General features: G+C 38.3%; 8 protein-coding genes. 2 read left to right on the top strand and 6 right to left on the bottom strand.

Going from position 1 to position 12031, the window contains the following annotated elements; genetic code table 11:
• Positions 1–37: 37 nt before the first annotated feature.
• Positions 38–577, bottom strand: a complete 540-nt coding sequence (locus ACM03V_RS10320) for a dihydrofolate reductase family protein (protein WP_414620685.1) — start codon at positions 575–577, stop codon at positions 38–40.
• Positions 578–696: 119 nt separating this feature from the next.
• On the opposite strand from ACM03V_RS10320, the gene ACM03V_RS10315 reads away from it, so the two are divergent.
• Positions 697–1104, top strand: coding sequence for a XisH family protein (locus ACM03V_RS10315; RefSeq protein WP_414620684.1), 408 nt, complete (start codon positions 697–699; stop codon positions 1102–1104).
• Positions 1095–1430, top strand: coding sequence for a XisI protein (locus tag ACM03V_RS10310; protein WP_414620683.1), 336 nt, complete (start codon positions 1095–1097; stop codon positions 1428–1430). The genes ACM03V_RS10315 and ACM03V_RS10310 overlap by 10 nt, the downstream gene beginning before the upstream one ends.
• A 138-nt stretch (positions 1431–1568) precedes the next feature.
• Here ACM03V_RS10310 and ACM03V_RS10305 read toward each other — a convergent pair whose 3' ends face one another.
• The 5 genes from ACM03V_RS10305 to glgX all read right to left on the bottom strand — a co-directional run bounded on the left by ACM03V_RS10305 (position 1569) and on the right by glgX (position 11783).
• Positions 1569–2279, bottom strand: coding sequence for a hypothetical protein (locus tag ACM03V_RS10305; RefSeq protein WP_414620682.1), 711 nt, complete (start codon positions 2277–2279; stop codon positions 1569–1571).
• Between the two features lie 619 nt (positions 2280–2898).
• Positions 2899–4512 (bottom strand): ArnT family glycosyltransferase, encoded by a 1614-nt coding sequence (locus ACM03V_RS10300; RefSeq protein ID WP_414620681.1) that lies wholly within the window; start codon positions 4510–4512, stop codon positions 2899–2901.
• A gap of 123 nt (positions 4513–4635) precedes the next feature.
• A complete protein-coding gene (gene treY, locus ACM03V_RS10295; protein WP_414620765.1) occupies positions 4636–7428 on the bottom strand; it encodes a malto-oligosyltrehalose synthase in 2793 nt (930 codons plus the stop codon).
• Positions 7429–7582: 154 nt separating this feature from the next.
• On the bottom strand, positions 7583–9415 hold the full coding sequence (gene treZ, locus ACM03V_RS10290) for a malto-oligosyltrehalose trehalohydrolase (RefSeq protein ID WP_414620680.1): 1833 nt from the start codon (positions 9413–9415) through the stop codon (positions 7583–7585).
• 214 nt (positions 9416–9629) lie between these two features.
• Positions 9630–11783: a glycogen debranching protein GlgX gene (gene glgX, locus ACM03V_RS10285; RefSeq protein WP_414620679.1), complete on the bottom strand. Its 2154-nt coding sequence runs from the start codon at positions 11781–11783 to the stop codon at positions 9630–9632.
• Positions 11784–12031 lie beyond the last annotated feature (248 nt).

The raw sequence follows: 12031 nt of genomic DNA, 5'->3' as shown, positions 1-12031 counted from the left end.
ATGTAAATAGAATGAGAATTAAATTAAGATTTAGAAATTATTTAGTGTTTCTATCTCTCATGTAATGGCTTTTAACAAGTGTATTATTATATATTTCCGTTTTATTATGTATGAACTTAAGCCTTTTATCAAGTTTATCAAATAAAGGAAAGCCACTTCCCAAGATAATTGGAATTAGTGTAATAATCATTTCATCAATCAAATCTTCTTTTAAGAAACTTTGTATTGCTCCACCACCATCAATATATAAGTTTTGATATCCTTGCTGATTCAATTGATTAATTAACTTCTTTATATCACCGCTAACAATTTCAGCTTTATCAATAATCTCTTCTGGAAGTTTTGTCAAACTATTGCTTAACACAAAAATAGGTTTGTCATAAGCCCATTTATCAAAAGTTAAAACCTTTTCAAAAGTATTTCGTCCCATCACGATGGCATCAATACCGCTCATAAATTCAGCATACCCATAATCGCTTTGTTCGGGGTTGGGTATCTCTAATAGCCAATCTATACTGCCATCGCTTGTAGCAATAAATCCGTCTAAGCTGGTTGCTATATATACGTAGTTCGTCATTGATTATACTTTATACATTAAGAGCATCAAGCAATTCCACAAAACAGATAATTAATTTACAGATTTTACAGATACAATTGTAATTAAGGCCATATTTCAAGTTTCATTTTAAGATTGTAATGGCAAAAGACCGTTTTCATTACGCAGTTAGAACAGCTTTAGAAAAAGAAAGATGGACAATTATCGCCGATCCTTATGAAGTTAGTGTCGGTGATGTAGACTTTGAGATAGACTTAGCAGCAGATATGCTCGCAGCTGAACGAAATGGCGAAAAAATTGCTGTTGAAATCAAAAGTTTTATTGGACGCTCGAATGTATCAGACTTTCATACAGCTTTGGGGCAATTTATTAACTATCAGTTGGCTCTCGAAGAATTTGAACCCGATCGAAAGCTTTATCTTGCAATACCTTTGAATATTTATAATTCATTCTTTCAACGTCGTTTTACACGTTCGGTAATTGAACGCACTCAAATAAATTTAGTAGTTTATGATGAAAAAGAAGAGGTAATTGTCCGATGGCTATAGAGAATTATCGTCAAATTATCCAACAATTAATATTAGAAAAGCAAGCGCGTAAATCATACCCAGAACAAATTGAGAAGCAAGCTGTTTTAGATACCGAACGCGACCATTATTTGTTACTACATACAGGTTGGCGTGATGATAACCATCGTACCCACGGATGCAGCCTACATATTGATATCAAAGACGGTAAAATATGGATTCAACATGATGGAAGTGAAGCCGGAATTGCTACCCAGTTATTAGAATTAGGAGTACCGAAAGAAGATATTGTATTAGCATTTCACTCTCCCTATATGCGGGAATTTACCGAATTTGCTACACATTAACAGTGAGCAGTTACCAATTAGATTTGTAGGTTGGGTTAGACAGGAAAGCAAATTAGGTTTGTAACTATAATCTACATTTTCGTGTCGTAACCCAATATCAAGATTGCGGATGAATATTGCGAAATACCGATAACCGATTTAATTTTCTTCACCCGTAGCAAATGGTTCGTTAGTATTAGTTTCCAAAACTCTGATTCGATTTTGTAATTGCTGGACGTTTTGAAGATTAGAACGCTCTAAAGAATAACCAAACCAAACGACGGTACCACTAAATACGGTAATTAAACCAACCAAGACACTAGCAAGCATTCTAACTTGCGATCGCAAATATTTAACTTCGCTATTTTGGCTTTGTAACTGTAGGAAAGGATCTCTTGTTGCAGTTTGAATTTTGTCAGTTAATCGAGCTTCTAATTGTGCATCTTCTAGTTGTACGCTAGAAGTTGAATATTGATGCTTATTGGGTTCGGGAGGTAATCCTGCTTCTATTTCTGCTGCTTGTTTAAGTGTAGTTGCTGGTTCAAAAGCTACTTGAGTGCGAAGCCAATTCACAATTAAATTAGGACAATTTCTCTTATACCATTGCCATGCAATAACTTTGACTGCTGGTTTAGATCCTCTAGCAATCAATTTCAAGCCTTTATTTAAAGTTCGAGAGCGAAACTTTTGGTTTATCAGATTGATGTAACCTACATCATAAAGAGAATCTATAACAAGTTTAATTGTTGGTTCTTCTCTATAGGTTAAATCTTCCAGCAAAAGAAGAACGTTATGCATTTTTTCTTCTTCTTTCTTTTTTACTGCTGATACTTTTGTTAAGTCATCCAATTCTTCTATATGAGTATGCATAGTATTTTTGCTGGTAGCAAGTAGCCTTTTTTTTAGCTCTAATATGACAATTTTTTCACAAACAAACTTGAGCAGGCAAGTTCAATTTTTATAAATTAAGATATTCTCTCACAAACATAAATTATCAAAAGTTTTTACCGAACTTCATATTATTCTTTTTGTATTCTATCTCAAAGATAAAATCAACTAATACCATTTCTTTATTACAGGAATGGCCGCAACCGCAACCAGAAAGTAGGTATTCCCAACTCTAAGATCCCCGCAACCCCCCTTTTTAAGGGGGGCTTTGCGTAAGTCCTATATTATAAAGATGCGCCGAATTTAGCCCACGCAGGTGGGCTTTGTTGCTATAGCCCCAGCCTTTTAGGCTGCGGGTGATTAAGCGCGACCTCATATAAAATTGATTAATAATTTTTGATTTGTTGAAAGCATGGATGAAATAATATACATATAAAAATTAAAAATTAAATTATTTAGTAAGACAATTTTAAAGCTGGTAAGCTGTTGAAGAGGATTGCCTTAAGTATGATTTTGTTTTATCTTCAGGGGTAATTTTGTCTAATTGCTATATCGTTTGCACTTACGAACGTTAACGTGAGTTCGATGGATGACCTTATTTTTACTTAAAACTGACAAGTCGCCATTGCCTAAAATTCCCTAAAGAACGATATCTCTCAGAAGCAAGATTAAATTCTGGACTAACCCATGCGTAGCTCCCAGATGGCAGTTGCGAAAGTTGATGATATCGCTGACCCCAAAGCGGAGTATAAAAAGTTAACAGTAATAAAGTTTTATTTCCTCCAGTAGTCAAAGCTTCTGTTTGGCGAACAACAAAATTAATTTGCTGATTTTTTACTACTGATGCAACTTCTTTCTGTTGGAAAAACGGCTTAATATCGGGATTGTAATTACCGATTAATCCAACTCCACCAGCAGTTGCGATCGCCAACCAACAGGGAACCAGCAAACCAGCAAACCAGTAATTAGCTGTAAGAAATTTTTGCTTTAGATGATGACGTACAAACCAGAGAATAGGTAAAGATAACCAACCACTACCTAAAACAATTCCGATCAAACTAACTTTTTGAATATCTAACTCTTCGCTATTACCAATATCGAGTATACCGCTATAAATCGCAGTTCCAATGGTTAGTAAAAGCACACCCAGAAGTCCAAAAGCGTAACTTAAATTACGGACAAAACCTTTCCCTTGTAAATTACGCTGTTCGTAAATTGTACCCAACCAATCTACAGCAATTGCAGCTAATATTGCCAGAAATGGATAAAGTATTAGCGCATAGTGAGGTAAGCGGGTAGAAACCAAACTAATAATAATTAAGATAATTAAAGGATAGCCAACTAACACTAACTTATTATATTTACGTCCAACACGTTTGCGAAGTACGATAAAAAACCCGATTAGACTAAATATTGGCCAGGGAAATGCTTTAAGCGGAATATTCCACAAATAATATAAAGGAGAATGGTTATTACGTTGTTCTAAGGTAATTCTGCTAACTAGCGCAAAGAATTGGTCAAATACAATTTGTCCATGACGTTGCCAACTTAAGTAAAACCAAATAATAGTAGGAGTTAAACCAAAGATAAACCCTAAATACAACATCGGGTTTGTCAAATGTCGGCGATCGCGATGTTTTAAAATTAAATAAGGCAATAAACCAATAAATGGCAAAAAGATTAATTGTCCCCGGAACAAAAAACCAATTCCAATACTAAAACCAGCCGAAAAACTCCAATAAAAACGAAATTTTTCTGACAATTCCGCTTTTAGCAAACACCAAATTCCGAAAAGAGCAATGCATACTGTAGGGATATTAGCCGTAGCTAAACTACTTCCTTGAAACCAAAGAAATGAAACAGCCAAAATTGCCGCACTTAACCAAGCTATACGCTTATTACCGACTAAAATCTTGGCAATCTCATAAGTAAGTAGGATACTCAAAACACAAGCAATTTGTGCGGGTAGTCGCGAACTGAATTCATTTATACCAAATACTTTATAAAATAATCCCAAGCACCAGTAATAACCTGGTGTTTTCTCATACACCAATTCTCCCCAAGACATAGGAGTAATCCAATCGCCAGACTCTAACATCCATCTAGCGCGTATTCCATACATAGCCTCGTCTTGAGCCATCATACTCAAGGAATCTGAATGAAAAAGCAATAAGGGAATTACCCAAATAATTAGCGATAAATAAATTAATGGCATCGATTTATTTACGTAAAAATATCAGTATAAGATGTTTTACATATACTGATTTTACATCTATCAAAAGAAAGATGCAGTTATTTCTCAACTTCTAACTCCTAACTCCTAACTTCTAACTCCTTCCTACTTATTTACCAACAAAGCAACGGGGAAATCTTGCAGAATATCTCTTACCCAAAGAGCATCTTCCCCATCTACCTGTTTTCCAGTAAAAACATCTTGCCAAGTATTAGTCGAATCAGCAGGGGGAACAATGCGAGTTTCTTGCCAAACTTGTTCTCCGAAGGGATATTCGCCTTTTTCTACTAAGGAAGTAAAGAAACGGGGTGCAATTACAATTATTTTTTGTTCTCCCAATTCTCTACTGAATCCGACAATATGACTTTTTAAGCTGCCCACTACACTTAATTTTTCGTAGGTACCCCGTTGAAATAAATCTAAGTATTCTCCACGTGCTTGCAAGGTTTTGTAAATCAAAAACAGCTTGATTCTTCCATCTTCGGGAGTTTCGAGCAACTGAGGAATATAGTCGAGTAAATCAGATCCTGTTTTAGACTTGATTTCTTCAAGATATTTCTGCCTTTTATCGAAGTCTACCGGACGACGGTTATCTGGATCTACCAAACTTAAATCCCAAAGTTCGGTTCCTTGATAAATATCGGGAAGCCCTGGTGCGGTAAGTTTGAGTAATGCTTGAGAAAGAGAACTTAAGATGCCGTAATGCTGAATTTTTTCTTGAAAAGGACGAAAAGCTTTTAAGAATTGATTGTCTTCACTATCTTTTAAAACTCGTTCGGCAAAGTTAGTAAAACCATCTTCGTAATCGCTATCATTTTTGATCCATGCAGTGTGAACCTTTGCTTCCCGAATTGCTTTGATAATATACTCTTTGATTCGTTCTACAAATTCGGGATATTCATCTTTACTGAAAGGAAAAGCACCGATAAGGGTTTGATAGAACAAATATTCGTCATTGTAAGTTGGTATATCTCGTCCGCTGACGTAATCTTTATGAGATGCGTTAATATCGCGCCACTGTTTTAAATTTTGCTCCCATTCTTCGGGAATCTCAGATAAAACATTAATTCTAGTTCTGACATCTTCCCCGCGTTTGGTATCGTGGGTGGATGTGGTATTCATTGTATGGGGCCAATTTGCAGTGGTATTAGAATTGTAAGTGTGAAAATCTTCTAAAGATACCCCAAAACTACCTGGATGCGAACCAACTTCATTGAGCGAAACCAATCTGTTGTATACGTAGAGTACGGTATCTTCCACACCTTTCGCCATCAAAGGGCCGGTAAACTGCTGTAATCTCATCAAGAAACGCAACCATTCTTCTCTATTTTCTTCTGGAAGGTTGTCGTCATACTCTAATAGTAGGAATTTTTCAATAAAATCGAGTTCGTTGAGGAAGTTAGGAATATTCTTTTTAGCTTGAGTCATTACTTGCTCAATATATTCCCTATCTGCCGAACTTGCTCCCCCGCTATTAATATAGGTGCGATAAACCGGGAATAATGCCAAAATTTCCACTAAAGCCGATTTTAACCCGTACATTGTGAAATCGCTAGCATAGCGGTAGCCAGCTGATATTTTTTTGAACAGGTGAGCTAAATTATCAATATCTCCCGCTAAATGTCTGGAAATAATTAATCTTTTGTTTTGATCTATCAACTCTTCACAGGAAACAGCTTTACCAATAAAGCGATAATAAATTTCATCAAATTGTTCTTCATTTGATTCGTCGCAGAAAATACCGTTAAGTTGGTTAAGAAAGTCATATCCCGAAGTTCCTTGGATGGGCCAAGTTATCGGTAATTCTTCTTGAGGTTCGAGGATTTTTTCTACAATTAGATAAACTTCCGGTGCTTTTTCCCGCAGTCTATTCAGATATTGCGCTGGGTCGTACAAACCATCTATATGGTCAATTCGCAATCCATTAAACTTACCTTCTTCAACTAATTGTAAAATCAGTTCGTGAGTAGTTTCAAAAACATTCTCATCTTCAACACGAAGCGATATTAGATCGTTAACTGTAAAAAAGCGTCTGTAATTAAGTTCTTCATTACCAACTTTCCAGTAAGCAAGACGGAAAAACTGCTCTGTTAATAAATTTTCTAATAAATCAAAGCTTTCCGGTTTTCCTACTTCCCCATTAAAAGTGCTAACATTTTCCTCAATATATTGTTTTACCTCTTCAGAACCATTCCACAATTCCCATAACATCCTTTTGATAAAGCTGATTTGGTCTTCTCTCTCTCTTCCTTCCTCACCCGATGGAATATATTTTAATGTATAAAGAACACCCAAAAGTTTAACAAAAGCAGGATTGTCTCTACCGAGTTTCTCCTGCAAGCGTCCTAAATCGTATGTAAGAACTTGGCTGTAAGATTCGATGCGGATCGGAAATTTATTCTCGTAATAATTGATAGTTAAACCACTTTTTTCGTACTGAATTTGCAATTCACCACTTTCGAGGCAATCACCGCAAAACTTACCTAAAAAAGGTGCTAATACCTTACAGTTATTTTCCGGGTAATGGTGATTCCAATCAATATCAAAAAAGTCTCTATATATAGAATCAGCACCATTTTCCAAAACATCCATCAGCATCTCATTTTGGCTACTAAAAGCCATATGATTGGGGACAATATCTTGAACCCAATTGATATTAAGATTTTGAAGCTGTTCAACTAATTGATCAAATTTTTCCGCACCTCCCAATTCCGGGTCAATTTCACGAGGATTTACCGCATCATAACCGTGGGTACTACCTGTTCTAGAAGTTAGAATTGGAGAAGCATATAAATGAGAAACACCTAACTGTTCTAAATAAGCAGCAATAGCTTTTGCAGCATCAAAACCAAAGCTAGGAGTAAACTGAATCCGATAAGTTGCTAAAGGTATTTGCATCATAACGATTTTGGATTTTATATTTTAAAGATAGTTGTTAGTTGTTAGTAGATAGTAGATAGTTGTTACTTCTTAGGAGTGAGGAGTTAGGAATTGTATTTTTTCTACCCCATCACCCCATCACCCTATCACCTCACTGCTCACTGCTCACTGTTCACTGATTACTGTAAACCACAACGCTGTAGGGATTAATCATCAATTCTGAACTACTAGATCCATCAAGTTTTTCTGGCATTTGGGAACCCGTTCCTCCCCAGGTTTCTTCGCTTGAATCAAGTATTTTTTTCCAAGTTCCACTCTTGTTATCATCTGTAATTTTAACAGCTTCCGAGCCAAAGTTAAGCCAGCAAACAATTTGACTGTTTTGATGGTGTCTTTTAATGCATAAAACTTGTTCTGGTTCGATTACCGAAGATCCTAATTGATTCCGATCTAAGTTCCTCAATGCTGGAACATTCTTTCGCATTTGCAGTAATTTCTGATGAAACAACCACAGCTTTTCATGCTCCCCAGTTTTACGCTTGTCCCAATTTAACTGCGATTCCTTAAATGTTTCCTCTGCTTGAGGATCTGGTGCTTCTTTACCGTCAATTTCGTGGAATGCTGCAAATTCCTCTTTTCTACCTTTTCTGACTGCTTCGATTAAATCGCGATCGCCATGACTAACAAAATACAAAAATGGTGCAGTCTCTCCATATTCTTCACCCATAAATAACATCGGAATGTACGGTGAAAGTAAAAGCGCTGCTGCTGTCAGTTTCAAGGCTTCAAAGGATATCAAATTAGAGAGTCGATCGCCTAACATTCGATTTCCTACCTGATCGTGGTTTTGGGCACACACCACAAACTGACTCGAAGCGCAACCCTTGGGGTCATCACCGTGATATCGATGGCGATGGGGAGAGTAATCCCAAGTATAAACAAATCCTTGGCGATAAATCTTTGCTAACTGCTCTAAACTGCCAAAATCCTCGTAATATCCGTTTTTTTCGCCAGTTAACACCGTATGTAAAGCATGGTGAAAATCATCACTCCATTGAGCATCAATACCGTATCCACCAACTTCTTGAGAACGAATAATACGCGGATCGTTGAGGTCACTTTCAGCAATTAAATAAAATTGACGATTCTTTTTCTGCTCTAATTGAGTTACAGCCTCAGCCATTTCCGCCAAAATATGCTTTGCGCCAAAATCGTATATAGCATGAACTGCATCCAAGCGTAATCCATCTAAATGGTAATTTTCCAACCAGTAAAGAACGTTTTGGACAAAGTAATTTCGTACTCCATCGCTATAGGAATCATCAAAATTAATTGCGCTACCCCAAGGAGTCTTGTATTTTTCGGTAAAGTAAGTTCCATAACCCCAAAGGTAATTTCCTTCCGGCCCAAGATGGTTGTAAACTACATCTAAAATTACCGATATCCCTTGCTGATGGCAAGCATCAACCAGTTTCTTCAAACCATCAACACTGCCATAGGAATTTTGAACGGCGTATGGAAAAACACCATCGTAACCCCAGTTTCGACTTCCTGGAAACTGAGCAACAGGCATGATTTCAATTGTGTTTACGCCCAATTCCTTTAAATCCGCCAATCGGGGAATAATTCCTTCAAAAGTTCCTGCTTCGGTAAAAGTTCCTACGTGCAACTCGTAGATAACCATTTCTTCTAAAGGAACACCTTGCCACTTGTCATCGTTCCACTTAAAGCTGTCATGGTCAATTACTTCCGAAGCACCATGAACCCCTTGGGGTTGAGAATGAGCGGCGGGATCGGCTGCATCCTTTTCACCATCAAGTTGATAATAATAGAGACTACCTGGTTTTATATCTGCAATTGAACCGCGCCAATAACCCCGTTCATCTTTTTCCAGAGGTACGACTTTATCTTGGGGTTCGACTAAATGAACGGCAACTTCTCCAACCAAAGGTGCCCAGAGAGTGAAGTTGCAAGTATTGTTTGAATATTGAGAACCGATATGCATTTTTGTATTGGTAGTTGCTAATTGGTAGATGGGGGAGAGGGGGAGAGGGGGAGATGGGGAGATGGTGAGTCCACTCTCGTGCGGAGGTTCCCTCCGTTGAGAGAAGTGGCGAACCCGAAGGGGGAGATGGGGGGACAAGGGGATAGCATTTAATCCAAAATCTCCTAACTCCTAACTCCTCACTGTTAACAGTTAACTGTTAACTGTTAACTGATTACTCATCATCATATTCATGGCTTATTTGTCCAAGCCTCTGAAGTATGGTTATGGAACGCGGTTCTACTTTGATTGGTTTGTCTTCGATGTAGCGTTTACCGCGTTGAACAAATCTAGGCTTAGTGGTATCAACGATAGTTAGCCATTCCCATTCCTGCATTTCTGGAGGAATGATAAATTCCAACATTTCGTAGTGAGCGTTAAATAAAATAAAGAAGCTTTCGTCAATGATGCGTTCGCCTCTTGGCCCTGGTGAACCTATTCCCTCACCATTAAGGAAAATTCCAATGGCTTTAGCAAAACCGCTATTCCATTGATCTTCCGTCATTGTAGTCCCATCGGGGTTAAACCAAGCAATATCGGTAACTTCAATACCGCGAATTGCTCTTCCTTGGAACCACTTGCGCCTTCTAAATACTGGATGTCGGCGACGAAAGTCGATTAATTGACGGGTAAAGTCGAGTAAATTCTCGTTTTCTTCTTGTAATTCCCAATCCAGCCAGGAAATCTCGTTATCTTGACAGTAAGGATTGTTGTTTCCTCCTTGGGTTCTTCCCATTTCGTCACCCATTACGATCATGGGTACTCCTTGGGAAAGTATTAGCGTCACTAAAAAGTTTCGTCGCTGCTTTTTACGCAGTTTCTCAATTGCAAAATCATCTGTTTCTCCTTCTGCTCCGCAATTCCACGAACGATTATGACTTTCTCCATCGCGGTTATCTTCACCGTTGGCATCGTTATGCTTTTCGTTATAGCTAACTAAATCATTCAACGTAAAACCATCGTGAGCGGTGACGAAGTTAATACTAGCGCTGGGGCTGCGTCCGTTTAACTCGTAAAGGTCGGAGCTACCTGTAAACCGATAGGCAAATTCTGCTAAACTACTGTCTTCTCCACGCCAGAAGTCTCGCACTGTATCGCGATATTTTCCGTTCCATTCCGACCATAATAACGGAAATTCACCTACTTGGTATCCTCCCTCACCTACGTCCCAAGGTTCGGCAATTAGTTTCACGTCGGCTAAAACTGGGTCTTGGTGAATAATATCGAAGAATGCCGCCAGCTTATCTACTGCGTATAATTCTCTAGCCAATGCCGAAGCTAAGTCAAAACGGAAACCATCCACGTGACATTCCAATACCCAATACCGCAAACTATCCATAATTAATTTGAGTACTTGGGGATGGCGCACGTTAAGGGAATTACCGCAACCAGTAAAGTCCATGTAGTAGCGCAAATCGCCGTCTACCAAACGGTAGTAAGAAGCATTATCGATACCGCGTAAGGATAAAGTAGGTCCCATGTTATTGCCTTCACCCGTATGGTTGTAAACCACATCAAGAATGACTTCCATCCCTGCTTGATGCAGCCGCTTGACCATATGCTTAAACTCTTTAAGCTGCTGTCCCAAACTACCGCTAGCGCTATAGCCGGAATAAGGAGCCAGATAAGAAATTGAGTCATAGCCCCAATAATTCTTCAAATCGCTACCAACTAAATGTCCCGGTTGCGATAAAAAGTGATGTATGGGCATCAATTCCACCGCCGTTATACCCAAAGACTGGAGATGAGAAATAGCCGCAGGGTGGGCTAGTCCGGCATAAGTTCCCCTTAATTTCGCCGGGATTTCTTCATGTAATCTAGTAAAACCTTTGACGTGAGTTTCGTAAATTATCGTTTCGTGCCAAGGAATTTGTAGAAGTTCATCTCCTTCCCAATCAAAACTTTTATCTACAACTACCGACTTGGGAATTAAATGAGCATCATTCAATTCTGAAAATCCTAAATCATCTTTCGGATCGTCCCAGCGATAACCAAAGATTTCTTCACCAAAACCAATTTCTCCATCAACCGCATAAGCGTAAGGATCGATGAGTAGCTTATTTGGGTTAAATCTGTGCCCTTCCTGGGGAGCAAACGCACCGTGTACTCTAAACCCATAACGCTGCCCTGGGCCAATAGAAGGAACGTAAGCGTGCCACGTAAAGTTACTAACTTCTCGTAAAGCCAATCGAGTTTCTCGTCCTTCTTTATCAAACAAGCATAACTCCACCGCCGTGGCGTTTTCTGAGAATAAAGCGAAATTAGTACCCTTGCCATCCCAGTTAGCACCTAAAGGATAAGGCTTACCGGGCCATAGTGAGAGGTACATACCATTCTTTCTCCTAATAAAAATGAATTATTCTACAATCCTGCTAAATATTAAATCCTAAATATCGAATGTTAAATAAAATATTAAATCTTCTCAAATTATTTTAAGCCAGTATGGAGTCGTAATTATGTTTTATATCTATAGATAGATGGGGGATTAGGCATTGGGCATTGGGAATTGGGGAGACAAGGGGACAAGGGGACAAGGGGTAGATAATTTTTAACTCCTAACTCCTAACTCCTAACTCG

It is taken from the genome of Calothrix sp. CCY 0018 (genome assembly GCF_963920925.1).
GTDB lineage: Bacteria > Cyanobacteriota > Cyanobacteriia > Cyanobacteriales > Nostocaceae > Rivularia.
This window is presented reverse-complemented; position numbering and strand designations above follow the sequence as displayed.

What these genes read in the sequence shown, in the direction of transcription:
- ACM03V_RS10310 (WP_414620683.1), top strand. Translation starts at nt 1,095, where the DNA reads ATGGCTATAGAGAATTATCGTCAAATTATCCAACAATTAATATTAGAA.
- treZ (WP_414620680.1), bottom strand. Translation starts at nt 9,415, where the DNA reads ATGCATATCGGTTCTCAATATTCAAACAATACTTGCAACTTCACTCTC.
- treY (WP_414620765.1), bottom strand. Translation starts at nt 7,428, where the DNA reads ATGCAAATACCTTTAGCAACTTATCGGATTCAGTTTACTCCTAGCTTT.
- ACM03V_RS10320 (WP_414620685.1), bottom strand. Translation starts at nt 577, where the DNA reads ATGACGAACTACGTATATATAGCAACCAGCTTAGACGGATTTATTGCT.
- ACM03V_RS10305 (WP_414620682.1), bottom strand. Translation starts at nt 2,279, where the DNA reads ATGCATACTCATATAGAAGAATTGGATGACTTAACAAAAGTATCAGCA.
- ACM03V_RS10315 (WP_414620684.1), top strand. Translation starts at nt 697, where the DNA reads ATGGCAAAAGACCGTTTTCATTACGCAGTTAGAACAGCTTTAGAAAAA.
- ACM03V_RS10300 (WP_414620681.1), bottom strand. Translation starts at nt 4,512, where the DNA reads ATGCCATTAATTTATTTATCGCTAATTATTTGGGTAATTCCCTTATTG.
- glgX (WP_414620679.1), bottom strand. Translation starts at nt 11,783, where the DNA reads ATGTACCTCTCACTATGGCCCGGTAAGCCTTATCCTTTAGGTGCTAAC.